Annotated in this window: 20 protein-coding genes and 1 riboswitch; of the genes, 4 read left to right on the top strand and 16 right to left on the bottom strand. The window is 39.6% G+C overall.

Annotation, left to right across the window (positions count from 1 at the left end; all coding sequences use genetic code 11):
- Positions 1-10: 10 nt before the first annotated feature.
- The 6 genes from pfkA to dnaE form a co-directional block, all read right to left on the bottom strand.
- Positions 11-970 (bottom strand): 6-phosphofructokinase, encoded by a 960-nt coding sequence (gene pfkA / locus ACTWPF_RS07945; RefSeq protein WP_106897134.1) that lies wholly within the window; start codon positions 968-970, stop codon positions 11-13.
- Between the two features lie 177 nt (positions 971-1147).
- Positions 1148-2092: an acetyl-CoA carboxylase carboxyl transferase subunit alpha gene (accA, locus tag ACTWPF_RS07940; RefSeq protein ID WP_249226162.1), complete on the bottom strand. Its 945-nt coding sequence runs from the start codon at positions 2090-2092 to the stop codon at positions 1148-1150.
- A gap of 8 nt (positions 2093-2100) precedes the next feature.
- Entirely contained in the window at positions 2101-2961 is an 861-nt protein-coding gene (gene accD / locus ACTWPF_RS07935) for an acetyl-CoA carboxylase, carboxyltransferase subunit beta (protein ID WP_106897136.1), read from the bottom strand.
- Positions 2962-3087: 126 nt separating this feature from the next.
- Positions 3088-3717, bottom strand: a complete 630-nt coding sequence (locus tag ACTWPF_RS07930; protein ID WP_249226163.1) for a FadR/GntR family transcriptional regulator — start codon at positions 3715-3717, stop codon at positions 3088-3090.
- Between the two features lie 31 nt (positions 3718-3748).
- Positions 3749-4987 (bottom strand): NAD(P)-dependent malic enzyme, encoded by a 1239-nt coding sequence (locus ACTWPF_RS07925; RefSeq protein ID WP_036572126.1) that lies wholly within the window; start codon positions 4985-4987, stop codon positions 3749-3751.
- A 104-nt stretch (positions 4988-5091) separates the two neighbouring features.
- Positions 5092-8463: a DNA polymerase III subunit alpha gene (dnaE, locus tag ACTWPF_RS07920; RefSeq protein ID WP_443148908.1), complete on the bottom strand. Its 3372-nt coding sequence runs from the start codon at positions 8461-8463 to the stop codon at positions 5092-5094.
- A gap of 139 nt (positions 8464-8602) precedes the next feature.
- Between dnaE and ACTWPF_RS07915 the strand changes: the two genes are divergently transcribed.
- From ACTWPF_RS07915 to ACTWPF_RS07905, 3 genes are all read left to right on the top strand, one after another.
- Positions 8603-8935, top strand: coding sequence for a YtrH family sporulation protein (locus tag ACTWPF_RS07915; protein WP_036572123.1), 333 nt, complete (start codon positions 8603-8605; stop codon positions 8933-8935).
- Entirely contained in the window at positions 8935-9426 is a 492-nt protein-coding gene (gene ytrI, locus ACTWPF_RS07910) for a sporulation membrane protein YtrI (protein WP_443148907.1), read from the top strand. Before ACTWPF_RS07915 ends, ytrI begins: the two co-directional genes overlap by 1 nt.
- Positions 9427-9598: 172 nt before the next feature.
- Positions 9599-9802: a hypothetical protein gene (locus ACTWPF_RS07905; protein WP_161465011.1), complete on the top strand. Its 204-nt coding sequence runs from the start codon at positions 9599-9601 to the stop codon at positions 9800-9802.
- A 98-nt stretch (positions 9803-9900) separates the two neighbouring features.
- On the opposite strand, the gene ACTWPF_RS07900 is transcribed toward ACTWPF_RS07905, so the two are convergent.
- Positions 9901-10848 (bottom strand): DHH family phosphoesterase, encoded by a 948-nt coding sequence (locus ACTWPF_RS07900; protein ID WP_443148906.1) that lies wholly within the window; start codon positions 10846-10848, stop codon positions 9901-9903.
- Between the two features lie 161 nt (positions 10849-11009).
- On the opposite strand from ACTWPF_RS07900, the gene ACTWPF_RS07895 reads away from it, so the two are divergent.
- Positions 11010-11321, top strand: a complete 312-nt coding sequence (locus ACTWPF_RS07895; RefSeq protein ID WP_161465009.1) for a YtpI family protein — start codon at positions 11010-11012, stop codon at positions 11319-11321.
- A 25-nt stretch (positions 11322-11346) separates the two neighbouring features.
- Here ACTWPF_RS07895 and ACTWPF_RS07890 read toward each other — a convergent pair whose 3' ends face one another.
- The 9 genes from ACTWPF_RS07890 to ACTWPF_RS07850 form a co-directional block, all read right to left on the bottom strand.
- Positions 11347-12654, bottom strand: a complete 1308-nt coding sequence (locus ACTWPF_RS07890; RefSeq protein ID WP_238020538.1) for a DRTGG domain-containing protein — start codon at positions 12652-12654, stop codon at positions 11347-11349.
- A 72-nt stretch (positions 12655-12726) separates the two neighbouring features.
- Positions 12727-12954 carry a hypothetical protein gene (locus ACTWPF_RS07885; RefSeq protein ID WP_161465734.1) on the bottom strand — a complete coding sequence of 76 codons (228 nt, stop codon included), beginning with the start codon at positions 12952-12954 and terminating at the stop codon, positions 12727-12729.
- Positions 12955-13062: 108 nt separating this feature from the next.
- Complete coding sequence (gene pilO / locus ACTWPF_RS07880; RefSeq protein WP_443148905.1) at positions 13063-13602, bottom strand: type 4a pilus biogenesis protein PilO; 540 nt, start codon at positions 13600-13602, stop codon at positions 13063-13065.
- Complete coding sequence (locus ACTWPF_RS07875; protein ID WP_238020541.1) at positions 13583-14137, bottom strand: hypothetical protein; 555 nt, start codon at positions 14135-14137, stop codon at positions 13583-13585. The genes pilO and ACTWPF_RS07875 overlap by 20 nt, the downstream gene beginning before the upstream one ends.
- A 5-nt stretch (positions 14138-14142) precedes the next feature.
- Positions 14143-15042, bottom strand: coding sequence for a type IV pilus biogenesis protein PilM (pilM, locus tag ACTWPF_RS07870; RefSeq protein ID WP_443148904.1), 900 nt, complete (start codon positions 15040-15042; stop codon positions 14143-14145).
- 15 nt (positions 15043-15057) lie between these two features.
- Complete coding sequence (locus ACTWPF_RS07865) at positions 15058-15810, bottom strand: prepilin peptidase (protein WP_443148903.1); 753 nt, start codon at positions 15808-15810, stop codon at positions 15058-15060.
- Positions 15811-15904: 94 nt separating this feature from the next.
- Positions 15905-16258, bottom strand: a complete 354-nt coding sequence (locus tag ACTWPF_RS07860) for a prepilin-type N-terminal cleavage/methylation domain-containing protein (protein WP_106897150.1) — start codon at positions 16256-16258, stop codon at positions 15905-15907.
- Positions 16259-16294: 36 nt separating this feature from the next.
- A riboswitch (cyclic di-GMP riboswitch) is annotated at positions 16295-16377 on the bottom strand.
- Between the two features lie 44 nt (positions 16378-16421).
- Positions 16422-17621, bottom strand: coding sequence for a type II secretion system F family protein (locus tag ACTWPF_RS07855; RefSeq protein WP_443148902.1), 1200 nt, complete (start codon positions 17619-17621; stop codon positions 16422-16424).
- A gap of 1 nt (position 17622) precedes the next feature.
- Positions 17623-18663: a type IV pilus twitching motility protein PilT gene (locus ACTWPF_RS07850; RefSeq protein ID WP_106897152.1), complete on the bottom strand. Its 1041-nt coding sequence runs from the start codon at positions 18661-18663 to the stop codon at positions 17623-17625.
- Positions 18664-18673: the final 10 nt, after the last annotated feature.

The following is an 18673-nucleotide window of genomic DNA, read 5'->3' as shown; positions in this document are numbered from 1 at the left end:
CCTAATGTTCCTATATAGATAATTCTTTTGAAAGCTGGTACATGTCTTTATCGATAGTATGTGGCTGTGCAAGGATTTCCAAAATATCATGGTTTACCAATTTATTATTCTGGATACCAACCATACGCCCGGCTTCCCCTTTACGTAATAAATCAACAGCATAGCCACCAAGTCGACTTGCGAGTACACGGTCAGAAGCAGTAGGTGAACCTCCACGTTGGATATAACCTAGTACTGTTACCCTTGTTTCCAAATCTGTTGTTTCTTCTATTCGTTTTCCATAATCGAAGCCACTGCCCACACCTTCTGCAAGGACAATAATACTGTGCTTTTTCCCACGATCATGGCCTCGTTTTAGCCGTTCAATCACTTCATCAAATTCGTCTTTTACTTCTGGGATAAGAATACTTTCTGCACCATCAGCAAGTCCCGCCCATAGAGCAAGATCTCCTGCGTCTCTTCCCATTACCTCAATGATATAAGTCCGTTTATGAGAAGTAGCTGTGTCTCTAACCTTATCAATCGCTTCAATTATGGTATTTAACGCTGTATCAAAGCCAATTGTAAAATCAGTTCCAGCAATATCGTTATCAATTGTTCCTGGGATACCAATACAAGGATAGCCTTTCTCCGTTAGCTTCTGAGCCCCCCGGAAACTACCATCTCCACCTATGATGATTAATCCTTCAATTCCAAACTTTTTAAGTTGCTCAATGCCTTTTTCTTGGCCTGCATCTGTTTTAAATTCTTCACTTCTTGCTGAATAAATAATAGTGCCTCCGCGGTGAATAATATCTCCTACAGAGCCGATTTCCATTTTTTCAATATTTCCTTCCATTAATCCTTGATAACCATATTTTATGCCATATACTTCAATATCATGGTAAATGGCTTTTCTAACGACAGCTCGAATAGCTGCGTTCATTCCTGGAGCATCTCCACCACTGGTCAATACACCAATTCTTTTCATATTCGTTCCACCTCTGTCCTCACTGCTAATTATTTCTTCACTATCAAAGATAATGGGAAATAGAAAAAATAGCAATTAATTATACTGTTTCCACAGTGCTAATGAAAGTAATCAGAGGTTGACTTCAAAGTCAACCTCTTCTAAGTATTATTATTATAACCTAAGAACAGTCCAACCTTACAATGTTGTAAAGTCCCCAATTTGCTTATACTTTTCCCAGCGTTTTTCTAACAGTTCCTCTGGAGTGTATTCTTTCAACATGCTAAGCGATTGTTCAATGACATGGTCCATATAGTCTGCTTGCTGTTCTAGATCTCTATGGGCCCCACCCTTTGGTTCTGGGATTATATTATCAATAACCTTTAGCTGTTTCAAATCATAGGACGTGATTTTCATTGTTTCAGCAGCTTTTTGTGCTAAGCCGGAATCTTTCCATAAAAGGGCGGCTGCTCCTTCTGGGGAAATCACAGAGTATGTAGAATTCTCCAGCATGTGGATATGATCTCCTACCCCAAGGGCAAGTGCGCCACCACTTCCTCCTTCACCTATCACAATACATATAATCGGAACTTTAAGCCCGGCCATCTCCATAAGGTTTCTGGCGATAGCTTCACTTTGACCACGTTCTTCTGCAGCTTTTCCTGGATAAGCACCTTTTGTATCAATAAAGCAAATGATCGGTCGGTTAAATTTCTCCGCCTGCTTCATGTGCCTTAGTGCTTTTCTATAGCCTTCAGGATGCGGCATACCAAAATTACGTCTTATGTTTTCCTTTGTATCTTTTCCTCGTTGATGGCCAATGACGGTAACAGGACGGTCCTTATAATACGCGATACCTGCTACAATTGCTTCGTCATCACCAAATAAACGATCGCCGTGAAACTCAATAAAATTACGGAATAGTTTTTCTATATAATCTAGCGTTGTAGGCCTGTCTTGATGACGTGCCATTTGTACACGCTGCCATGGTTTAAGATTTCCATATATATCATCTTCAAGAACGGACAATCTTTTTTCCAAAGTACTTATTTCTTCTGATAAGTCAATCTCACTATCCTTCGTGAAATTTTTCAGCTCGGCAATTTTTTCCTTTAAGTTAACAATTGGTTTTTCAAATTCCATCACTTGCTTCACGAAATTTCGCCGCCTTCCTTATGCATGTCAAGTAGCGTAATAAATAGGGTTTTCATCTCTTGACGATGAACCACCTTATCCAACTGGCCATGCTTTAATTGGAATTCAGCCGTTTGGAAGTCATCTGGCAATTTCTCCCTTATCGTTTGTTCAATGATTCTTCTCCCGGCAAACCCAATGAGTGCACCTGGTTCAGCAAAGTTATAATCTCCCAGTGAGGCGAAGCTTGCTGAAACACCTCCTGTTGTCGGGTGAGTCATAACGGAAATCATTAAACCACCTGCGTCACTGAATCGCTTGATTGCAATAGATGTTTTGGTCATTTGCATTAGACTAAGAACACCCTCCTGCATTCTGGCCCCACCAGAAGCAGCAAAGATGATAAACGGAAGAGATTCTTTTCTAGCATTTTCAATTGCCCTTGCAATCTTTTCACCTATTACAGAACCCATGCTTCCCATGCGAAAGCTTGAATCCATTACAGCCACTGCTGCTGGTTGGCCCTCAATAACGCCTTTTCCAGTTATAACGCCTTCGTTCAATCCTGTTTTCAAGCGGTCCTTTTCCATTTTTTCATCATATCCTGGAAATTGTAAAGGATTGCTTGTAATTAAATCCTTATCCCATTCTTGAAAAGATTCCATATCAAAGAGGCACTCAATTCTATCCCATGCTAATAGTGGGTGATGATGACCGCAGTTAGGGCAGACATTTAAGTTTTTCTTCATCTCTTTACGGTAAAAAATCTTATGACACCCATCGCATTTTTGCATTAAACCTTCCGGCACATCTGTTTTCGCCTGGTGATTTGGAATGGTTGCATATTTCTTTCGCTTGCCAAAAAGATCTTTAAGCAAGGTAATTCCTCCTTTTTCAACACCACTTGGCATCATACCATTTTCTTGTCAAGTGCTTGCCGAGCTTGCTCAGCTTTATGAACGTCTTTAATAGAATTCAAATCGTTTATAAAAAATATAATAAAATTATTCAAATTGATCGTCGTCTTGTACTGCGAGTGACTCGAATAAAGGCTCAATTAACTCATAATTTTTCGTTGAATACAGCTGTACTAGCTCTATGTAAAATACTTTGCTGTAATATAGCTTGTTAATCGTATGGGAGAATTCTTCCATTAACTGCCAAACCCTGGCTAGCAATAGGTTCTCCGACTTTGTAAATAAATATTTAAAGAAAGCAACATGCCGATCGTTTGGTCCCATGACTGGATCATAAAGTAACTGTTCGAGTTTGTCCAAATCCTGCACATTCATGCGGCTAAACGCCAGTTTTGCCGCTTCCTTCTCAAGTATTTTCTTGGCTAGATACAAGTCCTCCCTTGTTCTTGCCTCTTTTAAAATGAATGATGATAATAGCTCTACAGTTTGATAGGGTCGATACGTACTAAGAAACGTACCTTCCCCCCTTTTTGTCTCGATTAGACCAAGCAGTTCCATTGCTCGCAATGCTTCCCTTACGGAGGATCTGCCTGCCTGCAGTGTATCAGCTAGCTCTCTTTCTGAAGGAAGTTTATCACCGGGCATTAAGTGTTGTTGATCAATGTATTGACGTATTTCCTGCAACACGCCCTGGTATACCTTTTGCTTCGATGACATAGCCACAGACCTGACCCACTCCTTCTACCGCCTATTTATTATCTATTTGCGTTAACCTTCTCGTTTTTTCTGCTATTTCTTCTGGGTCAACTTCAATTCTGGAAACACCAGACTCCATCGCAGCCTGCGCTACTGATTTAGCAACAATTGGTGCCACTCGGGAATCAAATGGTCCAGGGATAACATAATCTTCATTGAGTTCTTCTTCGGTAATCAAGGAAGCAATCGCATTAGCAGCAGCTACTTTCATACGCTCATTAATTCGAGTCGCACGAACATCTAAAGCTCCACGGAAGATCCCCGGGAAAGCCAACACATTATTTACCTGGTTAGGAAAATCAGAACGGCCTGTACCAATTACTCTAGCACCTGCTGCTTTCGCATCTTCTGGCATAATTTCTGGCTCTGGATTTGCCATGGCAAAAATAATGGCATCATCACTCATTTTACTTACCATTTCTTTTGATAAAGCTCCTGCAACAGAGACTCCAATAAAGACATCGGCATCTTCTAGTATTTCTTCTAGACTGCCTTCTTTCTTTTCTTGATTTGTAAAAGTCGCGACGCGTTCTTTAATATCATTCATGCCATAGGAACGCCCTTCAAATATAGCCCCACGCGAATCACACATAATCATATTACGTACACCAAAATTATATAAAAGTTTAATAATTGCAATCCCAGCAGCACCTGCTCCGTTCGCAACGACTTTGATATCGGAGAAACTTTTTCCAACTAGTTTAAGTGCATTAATTAATCCAGCAACTGTTACAATTGCTGTTCCGTGTTGATCATCATGAAAAATAGGAATGTTCGTTTCCTTCTTTAGCCGGTCTTCAATAATAAAGCAATTCGGTGCGGCGATATCTTCTAAATTAATCCCGCCAAAGGTTGGCTCCATTAATTTTACTGTTTGAACAATTTCTTCTACATCCTGTGTCGCCAGGCAGATAGGAAATGAATCCACCCCTGCAAAGCTTTTGAAAAGGACTGATTTCCCTTCCATTACCGGCAATGCAGCTTCTGGTCCAATGTTTCCCAATCCTAATACAGCAGATCCGTCACTGACTACTGCAACCATGTTCCCTTTCATTGTGTAATCATAGACTGTTTCCTTGCGATCATAGATTTCCTTACAAGGTTCAGCTACACCTGGAGAATAGGCCAAACTAAGTTCCTCTGCATTTGTAACAGGTACCTTAGATTGGGTAGTAAGCTTCCCTTTGTTCACTTTGTGCATATGCAATGCTTCGTCTCTTAAGCTTGCCATATTAGATTATCGCTCCTTTGTTAGCAGTAGAAATTGCCGTAAAGTGGTCAGACCACCCTTAACCATTACATTATAACAGATGGTAAAACTCTGTAAAGTATAGTTTATTTTGCTGATTTGTCGAGTACAATATTTTCATCGCCAAAATATTGTTTTAAAGCTTGTACGCATTTGTACGAGGGATCTACAAAGTATTCACTATCAAGCTTGTAAGATTTTCGTTGTTTTTGCCGAAAGACAATGATGGGTACAGCACCGGGGTGCTCCTTCACAATTTCCCGGATAGCTTTTAAGTCTTCCTCATTTTCCTCGCCCGCTGTACGGATAAATAGTCGTTCTTCTTTCTCCGTTTTCTCTAATGCTACTTCTTCGAAAGACGTTAAGTTACTTAGCAGTAATTGCTTCGTTCCATTCCGCTCCTCCACTCTTCCTTTAACCATAACCACATTCTCTTCTTCCATTAATTTCATAGAGTTTCGATATAGCTCTGGAAACGCAACTGCATCCATGTCGCCCGTTTCATCATTAAGCGTAAGAAATGCCATATTTTCTCCACGCTTCGTGCGGATTGTTTTGATGCGTTGAATCATCACGGTACACTGTATTTCTTTTTTAGCTTCTAGAGCTAATGCTGCAGAAATAGACAAATAACCATTTCTCCTAAGCGAATCCCTGTAGGTATGCAGAGGATGGCTGGATATATAAATTCCAAGAAGGTCTTTTTCATCTGACAACTTTTTCAGCGGACTAAAATCCTCTATTTCGACATAATCTGCCTCGAGTTCAATCTTATCTTGAAACAGACTCGGCTGGTCTTGAAATTCTTTGAAAAGCTCTCCTTGCTCTAGCGCACGATCGATTGACGCTAGAAGACTTGCTCTATTCGCTTTTGTTTCATCAAAGGCTCCAGCCATAATAAGGAGTTCCAACGTCTTTCTGTTCACGATTTTATGGGACACACGCAGACAAAAATCGAACAAGTCTTTAAACGGGGCATCCTTCCTTACACGAATGATCTCCTGCACAACTTGATTGCCAACCCCTTTAATAGAAGAAAGTCCCATACGGATACCAGAACCTTCTACAGAAAAGCGACCAAAGCTAAAGTTAATAGATGGCGCTGCGAGCTGTATTCCGAGCTCTTTAATTTCTTGAATATATTGATGCATTTTCTCCTGCTGATTGGCTACAGAACTCAGCAACTCGGTAAAAAAGGCAGCTGGATAGTGTGCTTTTAAGAAGGCAAGCTGATAGGATATTATACTGTATGCCACAGCGTGGCTACGATTAAATCCATAATTTGCAAAGCGAACAATCCAGGCAAAAATCTCCTCACCAACTGCTTTGTCGTAGCCGTTTTGCAGACAGCCTTGTACGAAAATTTCCTTTTGCTGTTGTAATACATGTTCCTGCTTTTTACTAATAGCACGCCGTAAAACATCCGCCTCGCCTAAGGACATGCCCGCAATTTTATTGGCAATTTGCATAATCTGTTCTTGATAAACTAAGACACCATACGTATTTGCTAAAATCGGCGCTAAATCCGGATGCGGATAACTAATCTGTTCTTTGTTATTCTTACGCTTTATATAGGTTGGAATGTACTCCATCGGACCTGGACGATAAAGGGCGTTCACGGCAACAATATCTTCAAAAGAAGTAGGCTGCAAATTACGTAGCACCTGTTGCATTCCCTGTGACTCAAGCTGAAAGACGCCATTTGTTTTTCCATTTCTAAGCAAGGAAAAAGTCTTGGCATCTCCTAGTTCCAGGTTATGTACGTCAACCTGCTTTTTGTAGGAAAAATGAATGCTCCGGACTACCCGCTCGATAAGAGATAGGTTTCGTAAACCTAGTAAATCAATTTTAAGCAGTCCTAACTCTTCAAGCTCATTCATTGGGAACTGTGTCAGCTTTGTGGTGCCTGTCCCAGGTCTTAACGGAATATGTTCCACAAGAGCTTCTTCACTAATGACAACTCCGGCAGCATGTGTAGAGACATGTCGTGGTAATCCTTCTAATCTAGCCGCTATGGAAAACAATGTTTTTAATTGAGGAGACTGTTTTATATAGGAAACAAGCTCCGCTGACTGCTTTACAAGCTCTGGGATCGGTAACTTAGCTTGTAATGGGATATGTTTTAATATATATGCTGTATCCTGATGATCTATTTCCATCGTCTTCATTACTTCTCGAAGAATTGATCTTGCTGCAAAAGTACCGAATGTAATAATTTGTGCTACATGGTCATCTCCATATTTACCTCGGACATATTCAATTACTTCATCTCTCCTCGTATCTGAAAAATCAATATCGATGTCTGGCATTGTCCGTCTTTCAGGATTTAGAAATCTTTCAAACAGCAAGTTATATTTTATCGGATCAACATCGATAATTTCCAGTAAATAGGCCACTAAAGAACCTGCTGCCGATCCCCTACCCGGCCCAACCATAATTCGATTAACTTTGGCGTATTGAATAAAATCAGCTACGATCAGAAAATAATCACTAAATCCCATCTCTGCAATAATGCGTAACTCATCTTCAAGTCGATTTTTAACTTCTTCTGTAACTGGGTTATATTTCTTATTTAGGTTTTCAAAGCATTTAGTCTCTAAATACGTTTGCGCATCCGTATGATCTGGTACTGGGAACGATGGAAGCAGCGGCTTTCCAAATTGTATCGAGACATTACATTTTTGTTTTATCGCTTCTGTCTCAAGTAAAACCTCTGGCCAAAAGGAATGGAAAGATTTTTCCATCTCCTCAGATGATGTAAGATATCGCTCTGAGTTGCCTGAACCGTTCTGGCTCCCTTCCCATTCCCAACTCTCACCATTTTTCATTGACTGCAAGCAATCAAATACAATATCATCCTGTGCATGTAAGTAGCGTACGTCATGTATTGCAGTAACTGCTACACCAGCTCGTTCATTTAGGGCCTTAAGAACAGAATGCATTTTTTCTTCATTTGAAATTCGAATATCTTGTATACCTAAATAAAAGTCTTCTTTTTCAAAGAGGCTCTCCCATTTTTTTATGTAGGACTCTAATTGTTCAAACGTTTCGTTTTCAACACGTGTTCTAAATGTGGAGTTACTTAGCGTGAATATCCCAACAACATCTTGCGCTAGATGGCGCAGCGTTTCCGCATCGATCGTTTCCTTGTCTTGTTGTTGAATCCAGGTGCTTATTTTAATAAGCGATTGATAACCCTTATTACTTTTTGCCAGCAACACACATTGCTCCTGGTTGTTTTCTTCATCTTCTATTTGTATGATCATCCCAATAATTGGCTTGATTCCCTTCTCCTTACATGCCTTATAAAAAGGGATAGTGCCATAAAGGGCATTCTCATCTGTTAACGCGATCGCATCAAAATTTAGTTCACTTGCTCTTTGTACTAACTTTTCTATCGTGATGGTGCTATTAAAAAAACTATAGCCACTTCTAACTTGCAAATGCGTATATGACATAGTATCCCGCCTTCTATTCTCTCATTCCTATTATAACAATCTCTATAGAACATGCATACGTATATGCTGATTATTTATCATAACGTCTCCAATCTCCTCATAAAATGGTAAGGACATGCCTTCGGAAGGAGTCGTTTTCATGGAAGAACGTTTTTTCGCTACTGCCATACATTGCTTCTTTATCGCCTTTGGTGTAATGGTAGGCGGATCTATTATCGGAAGTATTGGGGAATTCGCTACAGGGGATGCTCCTTTATCGGCTATCGCTACTATTGCAAAAAAACTGCGTATTTGGGCAATCGCTGCAGCAATTGGGGGAACATTTGATGCACTTAGCAATTTTGAAAGAGGAATTTTTGATGGTTCAACCATGGATATCTTTCGACAAATTGTATTGATACTATGCGCCATGGGTGGCGTTAAGACTGCAGTCATGCTCATTGAATGGCTCATCCAAGAGGAAGTATCCTAATGCATATTCCACCTTACCATAAGAAGAAAACATGGCAACGTTTCTTTGCAGGGGCACTTGTCGGCGGGATTATCGCATACATTATTTTTATTTTTATGTATGGCACCATGTATGAAAATCAGCTAAAAGAAAATCTTGAACTTACCTCCCAAGTTAATGACTTGAAAAATCAAAACGAGGCACTCTTAAAGGATACGGAAAACTTAAAAACTCCCGTTACTGTTTCGGTGATAGATATAACCATCGAAAATGCGGAGGAAATTTCATTGGACAGTCTAGTTGTTCCAAAACTTGAAGAATTGGTAAAGGATGAAATAAGTCATATTACGGGGCAAAGTGTCTCCATTGTCGACGAAATCGACCAACTCCTCATTTCAGCTATAGAAAATAAGGAATATACCATAGATGATCTTCGTTACCAATTTACCGTTCGAAAACTAACTATATCTGAAACAGTCAAAGTCTTTCTAGAAGCAGAAACCGTGAATTAAAAGTCAAAGTGAAGAACGCCAGGGCCTTAACCTCTAGTTTAACGTGACGAACCACCTTCATGTTGGAGATAAAGGAAGCACCCCGAATACAATTTGGTTTTATTATCAAGAGAGAGACACCTTTTACCTATCCTTTTTCATATACTAATCTTAAAAGGGGGATGGTTATAAGATGCTCATCATGCCTTATTATAAAATGAGAGATGAAAAGCTAGCTCAATTAAGAAATGGCCACACTGCATACGCTGAATCCCGCGAACTTATTAGAATTCTAAAACGCGGAATTGAAAAGGAACAACTACGGGTTCACTATGACGAAACCCAAAAAGGCTGCTGGATTATTCCACTCATCCCTGAAAAATGTAACTATACTTAAACTCCAAAGAAAAGCCAAACGTATTCGAACTTCAGATACAGTCGAATTCGTCTGGCTTATTTCGGCTTAGCAGTATATGCTTCCCCTAATTGTTCTGTCTATGATTTAAATGCCTTGCAAACTTCCTCTAAATCTTGTACAACCTGTTCTGCTTCTTCCCAGCTGTATACAGTTGCCCCAGAAGCCATTGGATGACCGCCACCATTATATTTTGCGGCAATCTCGTTTACGATCGGCCCTTTAGATCTTAGTCTTACACGGATTAAGTCCTCTTCCTCAATAAAAAACACCCATGCTTTTATTCCTTCCACTTCGCCTAGGATACCTACAAGTTGCCCTGTTTCAACTGGTTCCACCTGAAAAGAGTCTAGATTGTCCTTGGTTAGTTTAATTGTACTTAAGCCATTTGGTGATAGTTCATAGCGTTGGAGAACATAGCCACGGAGTCTTGCAATATGCTGCTTAACGTTATATATTCCGTCATAAAGTGCCGTTCTGTCAAAATCATACGTTACAAGGTCAGAGGCATATTGAAAGGTTTTCTTTGTTGTACTCGGAAATAGGAACCTTCCCGTATCGCCTACAATGCCAGCATAAAGAGAAGCTGCTGATTTATCATTCAGTTGCAAGCCTTTCTCTTTTCCATGTAGGTACAGCTCATAAATCATTTCACTTGTAGAACTTGCTTCCGTATTTATCCAGCGTAGATCACCGTATGGATCTGTATTAGGATGATGGTCAATTTTAATTAATTTGTCGCCGAGATTATAGCGGGAATCACTTATTCTATCAGTATTGGCTGTATCACAGGTTATAACAAGTGCCTGCTTATACGTATCATCAGGTATGACATCCATTTGCAATAAAAATCCCAAGGAGGCGTCTACTTCTCCTACTGCATATACCTTTTTTTCTGGAAAGGATGCTTGAATGATTTCTTTTAACCCACCTTGAGAGCCTAGCGCATCTGGGTCGGGACGGACGTGTCTATGAATTATGATAGTGTCATAGGCCTTAATTGTGTCTATAATTTGCTGAATCGACATTTTGTTACCTCCACAGTTTTCATTTCTTTCTGGCTAAACCGATACAAAAAAGTTACAATATATAAAGATGCATCAGTCAGTCCACCGGGCTGGATCTGGTTTAGTCGCATTTTAATAAGTAAAACGGTTTATCCGTATACATACTTTCTAGGAGTGATTTCATGTTTATTTTCCCGGTTATTATCATCCTATCCGTTGTGTTCTATGTGTACTACAAGGTTGCGATCTTAAAAACAAAGGATCGTCTCACACAGGTTTATTTTAACGCACGATCCCGTATGTGCCTAGGTAGCTTCGTGTTATTCTTTGGTGTTAATCAATATGTGTATTATCAAACTCAATTATCTCTTTTTATCGGTATCTTATTCTTCGCACTAGGCGGTTTTCAACTTTACACTGGGTTTAAGGAAGCAAGACATTATAAAAATGAATACAGGCGGTTAAATCCTGCAGGTCATAAAGCTGACGAATAGAGTCAGCTTTTTAATTTGGACATTACTAACGATCAATCAATTGGGCCATGATTAAGCCTTTCCCTGCAATTTTCCGTTCATTGTATACTTCCACTTCTATTTTCGCATACATTCTGCCTGCTTCTAACAACTTTGGTTTAATCACAAGCTTGCTGTCGATTTGCATTGGCTTTAAAAAATATACGGTGAGGTTTTCAACTACTAAATCACCTTTTTTGTAATGCATTAACAGTCGACTGCTCGCTTCTGTGATTAAGGAAGTAAACACTCCATTAGAGAGCGTTCCAAGTTGATTTGTCATTTGCGGAGTTACATCTGCATGGTACACCGGTTTATCTTCCTCAGAATCAATTAACGTCCGTGACACTATATCGTCAATGGTCTCTCCAACCTGTGGTTGCCGCTGAATTTGCTGCAGTGCTTTTAGAACGTCCTGCCTGGAGATAACCCCTTGCAAACGAGAGGCTTGGTCAACTACCGGGACGACCTCGATGCCTTCCCATACCATCATATGCGCAACAGAGGCAAGTGACGTTTTTGCCTGCACGACCTGTGGGTTCTTGCTCATAACCTTATCGATTAACAGACTAGCTTCTTTGGCTACCACATCTTTTGAAGTAACCATTCCTAATACCCTATTGCTATCATCAATAACTGGAAATCTCGTATGGCCAGATTGTTCATTTAACTCATACCATTCGCCAACTGTGTCCCCTGCCTTTAGAAACCAAGATGCTTCATAAGGGGTGAAAATATCCCCAACAAAGACAATTTCCTTTTTGATTAGTTGGTCATAGATGGCCCGATTAATCATGGCAGCTACAGTAAATGTATCGTAACTTGTGGATATGATCGGCAATTCTTTTTCATCTGCTAGTCGCTTTATATGTTCCTCTGTATCAAATCCACCGGTAATCAATACTGCAGCACCTTCATTTAATGCCAATTCATGCGCTTCGACACGATTCCCGATGATTAATAGGGAGTTAGCCTCTGTATAGCGCATCATGGCGTCAAGCTGCATAGCACCGATAACAAATTTATTTAATGTTTTGTGTAGTCCTGTCTTTCCACCAAGAACTTGTCCATCAATAATGTTAATTACTTCTGCAAAGGAAAGCCTTTCGAAGTTCTCTCTGTTTTTTCTTTCAATTCGAATGGTCCCCACACGTTCTATGGTACTAACAATCCCCTGGTTCTCTGCTTCTTTAATTGCACGATATGCTGTCCCATCACTTACACCTAGTTCTTTTGCAATCTGCCTGACTGAAATTTTATGGCCAACAGATAGGGACAGGATATGCTGAATAATCTGCTCATGTTTCGTTGCCAATGGTGTCCCACCAACTTTCAACTGTACTAGTACGATATTTAACTTTTATTATACAGTTGTTCCTAGTGAAACTCAATAATTATGGGACTTGCGCCGCCCTGATTCTTGCTGTTCCATAATTGGTGGTTTGGTCATTTGTAAAAACGTTGCAAAGTTAGCTCCAACAACTAAGAACAGAAAGCCGAGCCATCCTCCCCAAAACACCATTTCCACTGTCGTGTTTGCATAGGGAATTACCGGCCAAGCAAAATAAAGCAAAAATCCCGCTAACAATAGCCTTAAAATAGCATAGTTTCGCATAGTATCTCCTCCTATTGACCAATGTATGAAAAAAGACCACAAAACAGAACTTGATCAATCTTAGATGCAGCGGTGAAAAAAGGTTAAAAAAAATAGCCCTCTGTGAGGCTATTCCGCATAGTAAGTAGAAAAGGAAATCGATGCAAATAACGAATCTCCGTCCTGGTTCAAATTTAATGTTTCGATTGTAATTAATCTTTCCCCTTCAAGTAAGGCATCTAAAAACTGATTTACTTTCTCCACACTTTTACCAGTGACCTCCATCGTATAGGTAGCTTCCTCAACCCCTGTTGTCTCTTCTTCCGTAACGTCGGTATCTTCCGTATTTCCGTTCATTGCACCTATATAATCAATACGTATGTCATTTGAATTTGCCAACTTCTGTATCTCGCGTAATAAGGAATCCATTGCTAAATAATCAGGAACCAACTGAGTAATAGTCGTAAAATCTTCCGTTACATCTTTTTCCGTTTTACCGTTGCTGGCAGTAACTTGTTTTTCAAACATGGATACCTGGCTATGTAAACTATCCGCTTCACTTTTCTGTGGTTTAACCATAAGTTGATATCCTAATAAATATACGAGGCCGAGTACAATTAGAGAGCCGACCAACACAAATATATGCTTTTTATTCAATGACTTCATCATGTGTGCCCAGCTCCTCCATTAGAATTTCTTCTTGCAATTGAACTGTTAACACAGCTTCATAGTTTTCTTCCAATGTGATGACACTCGTTAACTGTACTTCTGACACATACGCTAAATCTGATAGCTCAGCGATAAACTTTGCCACATCGTCCATACTTGGATAACTTGCTGTCACAACAAATGAATTTGCAGAAACATTTTCATAGCTTACTAGTTGTTCGGCTCCACCAAATAATCCGTACACAACGTGGAAAAGAGGTATTATAGGCGTGGCTTCTCCTTTAATTCCTTGTATCTCATTAAGCAGTTGCTCCATTTCTCTTGTTCCCGCAGTGTCTTGTTGCTGCTCAGCAATTTTAATCTCCAACCCTGTTAGATAGGTTTCAGAAGCAGAAATTTCTTTCTCCACGCTATTTTTCTGGAATAATAAAGCGGTCAATATACAACAGGCAAGAAGCAAAAACACACCTGTAGAAAGCATTAGGAATAGCTTCTTATTTGGTTGCTTTTTAATAAAATTAATTTCCGTAGTCATGTTGCTTAAACCTCATTTTTCATTGCCAGACCAAGAACGTCTGTGTATTTTGAAGGTAGCTCGCCATTTGTAAAATCCTCTACCTCTAAGGTTGACTCTATATATCTTTGTTTCAATATTGGTAAACCAGGATAATCACCAGATAATAAAAGAAGTTCTATTTGGGCATCCCCTTTTGTAATGGAATATTGGTAGAAATCAATGATGCGATTTATTTCAATTAAATACTCATCAATAGTTCGCTCAATATCTACTTCCTCTGTTGCTTGTTCCACTTTCATGTTCCTTGTAAATACAGGCTTGTTTTCTTTGAAGGCCGTTAATACAAGCGCATCTTCATTCCAGTGAACGAGAAGGATATGGTGTTGTGTTGTTTCCTGCCTCGTGGCCATGTAATACCGATATACAGACAAGGAGGTCAAATCTGCCACCACGGGACGCAGTCCTTGCTGTTCAAAAACATCAACATAATCCGTTATCTTTTCTTTTGGATAAGCAAACAGTAAAACATGTTGCTTGTCATCCTGTTTTTCAAGAAAATCTATCGCGATAGCAGGATTGGAAAAAGGTAAATAAATACTATTTCCCAGCTGTGTCTCGATATAGCCTTTCGCTTCTTCTCTTGATAAAGCTGCTGGCACTTCTAATTGCCTGATTACGACCGTGTCATCAGGTACCGCAAATAAAAGCTTTTTTCTTTTCCATTTATGCTCATGTACAAGCTGTCTGATGAGCTCAGAAAATAAAGCTTTATCCATTATCTTGCCTTCTTCTAAGACAGATGGAGGAAGCTCTAGCTCTCCGTGTTTTTGCAACCCTTCCATTTTATTGCTTTTATGATAGGTATACCGTAATTTTCGGTTCGTAATCACGATATTAACCCTGCCATTCGACATAAATCCCATACTGTCACGCCCTTATTAGAGTATTGTAATATACCAGTCTATTAATCTCTCACCATAGAAGTAAGTTATCAGGGAAGCGAGCACGATATACGGCCCAAAGGGAACCGGCTGCTTTCGGTCGATTACTTTTAGCACGATTAACAACAGCCCGACTATTGCTCCAATGATACAGGATAGAAAGAAAGCTAGAAGAGTGCCTTGTAACCCAAGCACAATACCTAGCACACCAAAAAGCTTCATATCCCCTGCGCCCATACCGCCCCTGCTAATCATAATAACTAGTGCAATAATTACCATACCAGCAATAGCGCCTACTAGACTGTCCCACCACGGTTCCAGAGGTTCAAGAAAGCGTATGATAGCGAGGAACGGCAAGAAAAATAATAAAACCTTATTGGGTATAAGCATATAAGCAAGATCTGACACAAGGATGATCATAAGCAAAGAAACGAGCAACAATGCTGTAACGATTTCCTTGTCCAATCCAATTTGTATGTAACTAAGTGCAAAAAGCACGCCTGTCAGTGCCTCAACAACTGGATAAATGGTGGAAATCGGTTTTCTACAGTATCGGCATTTACCCCGCTGTAAGGCGAATGATAAAAGCGGTATATTATCATACCAGGCCAGTTGATGGTCACAGTTTGGGCATCTGGAACGGTCATTCGCAAAAGGAATTTTCTTTGGAATCCGCAGTCCGACCACATTAAAAAAAGACCCAAAGAGCAAGCCTAAAGCAAAAAATAACAGAATCATGACACTTTCCATTTATGTACTCCTTCATGTTAAAGATGTTTATAATTGAAGAAAACGCCCTGCTTTGGGGCAAGGGCGTTGCATTGTTGTATTTTAATTATATTAATTATTCGTATTTAAAAGTTTTTCCGCCATCATCGCTTGTTGTAATTTTCACATTACCTTTAAGTTCAAAATCTTCAAGATCAACGTCTAGGAATCCTGCATCTACTAGTTCTTTCATTGTATAACCCGCTTCAGAATCAGCAGGTCCAACACCCGAAACATCAGCAAGCCTTGCAGCATTTTCAACCAACTCTTGATTCGCTGTTGTAGCTTCGGCTTTTGAATTATCAATCACATTCCCAATCGTAGGAACAGCGATCGCCACAATAATAGCTAAAATAGCAATAACAGCTAGAAGCTCTACCAACGTAAATCCTTTTTCTTTTTTCAACATTTTTTTCATGCGTGTAAGCATAAAAATCCCCGCCTCTCTAAATATGTATATTTAGTAACACAGTCAGGTCGGTTGCACTACTTGCTCCGGATTATCAAAGTGCCCAAATAGAGATAATCCTTCATAGCATCCGTCTATTTACCTAGTACTATTATATTATACAAAATTACAAATTACCACATTTTTATTGTAAATTTTCGAACATAGAAAACATCGGTATAACAACAGCGGTTATGATACCACCTACTATGAACGTAAGAACAATAATCATAAGCGGCTCTATTAACGTTTTAATTCTATTTGATAATTGTTCTACTTCTTCTTCATAAAAAGAAGCCGCTTTTGCTAGCATTTGATCCAAAGTTCCTGTTTTCTCACCAATTTGCATCATTTGAATGATTAGTGGAGTAATCACCCAGTGGTTTTTCATTGGTTTTGTGATCGACTCACCTTCACTTAGGCTTTCCTTAGAATCATGCAATACCTCTTGTATCACTTTGTTCCCAACAACTTTTTCTGTTATCTCTACTGCTTCCAATATAGGAACTGCACTGTTAACCAATGTGCTTAATGTTTGCGTCATCCGGACCAGTGCTCCCTTGTGCGCAAGAACCCCAAGAAAAGGAAAACGTAGCTTATATGTATCTATCTGATAGCGAAAACTATCATATCGTAACATATATTTCCCGAAAAAAACTAGTAATACTATAAGGAGAGCAATGCTCCACCAATAAACGCCAAGCCAATCACTAAGACTTAAAATAAATTGCGTGTACGGAGGTATTTCTTCCCCAAACGAATTAAACATAGTTACAAATTGCGGGACAATAAATACTAGTAAAAACACACTTAAAAATAATGTAATGACACCTACCACACTTGGATAAAGCAATGCGGAGACGACTTTTTGCTTATTGCGATATTCTTTCTCGTAATAAGCAGCCATTTGGCTTAGAATTTCATCTAGTTTCCCACTTACTTCTCCAGCATGAATCATATTTACAAGTAGTTTAGGAAAAACATTGGAGTGTTTCTCTGCTGCAGTAGATAGCGAGACACCCTGCTCTAATTGTTTTAGCATATCATCTAAGGCCGTACGAAGCGCATAATTATCGGTTTGTTTTGACATCGTATTTGTAGCATCCGTTATGGTAATCCCAGCATGAATCAGTGTGGAATATTGTCTCAGGAACAGAACAAAGTCTTTGTTTTTTACACGCTTAATTAAAATAATATCTTTATTCCACGGTTTCGTTTCTTCAATTCGTGTAATTAAAAGCCCTTGTTTTTCTAATTCGCTAAGAGCTCGATGCTTTGAATCGGCATCAATTTTCCCTTTAATTCGTTCACCCGACATCCGTTTGCCGACATATTGAAAGTCCATACTAGGAGCTCCTTCCTTGCATAAACGGTGCTGCTGCTTCCATGGAAATCTGGTCTTCTTGCAGAAGTCGCTTCAATTCCATATCTAATGTATGCATTCCATGATCTTTTGAAGTTTGTAATACATTTTGGATTTGATGCAATTTCTCATTTCGAATAAGGTTCTTTACAGCGGAAGTATTTCGAAGCACCTCTGTTGCTGCCCTTCTTCCTGTATGGTCCTTTGTGACCAATAGACGCTGAGAAATTACCGCTTTTAAAATCGTTGACAGCTGAATACGTATTTGCGTTTGCTGAGCTGGTGGAAACACATCAATAATCCGCTCTATTGTAGAAACGGCATCTGTTGTATGTAGCGTTCCAAGAACGAGATGACCTGTCTCCGCTGCTGTTATAGCTGTAGAGATCGTTTCAAGGTCACGCATCTCTCCAAGTAAAATGATATCCGGATCCTGCCTTAAGCTAGCCCTTAAGCCATTTACAAAACTCTTTGTATCAAATCCAACCTCACGTTGATCAATAATTGATTGATTATGAGTATGCATATATTCAATCGGATCTTCCAATGTAATGATATGTTTTTGCATTGTCTGATTAATGTAATGAATCATGGAAGCAAGTGTCGTGCTTTTACCACTCCCTGTCGGCCCCGTAACAAGAACAAGACCTTGTGGTTCCTGAACAATTTCCTTTGTTACTAAAGGAAGGTTCAGTTCCTCAATTGATGGAATACGGTTCGGAATAATTCGAATTGCTAACGATAACTCCCCGCGCTGATAAAAGGCATTTATCCGGAATCGGGAAACTCCTTGAATGCCATAAGAAAAATCTAACTCTCTCGTCGTCTCTAACGTTTCCCATAAAGTTTCCGGTATAATAGATTGTACAATTTGCGTCGTTTCTGTTGGTTTTAACCGGGGCTTGTCCTGTTCAACTAGCTTGCCATTTATTCGGAAAACGGGGGCTTTCCCAATTGTTAAATGCACATCTGATGCATTGTTGTTATATGCTTCTGTAAGCCATCCTTCAATTTTGTTACGCATTCTCTCTCCC

Origin of the sequence: Oceanobacillus sp. M65 (assembly GCF_052246275.1) — a bacterium.
Taxonomy (GTDB): Bacteria; Bacillota; Bacilli; order Bacillales; family Amphibacillaceae; genus Oceanobacillus_B; species Oceanobacillus_B jordanicus.
The sequence above is the reverse complement of the archived record's forward strand: the minus strand, read 5'-3'. Positions and strand labels throughout refer to the sequence as shown.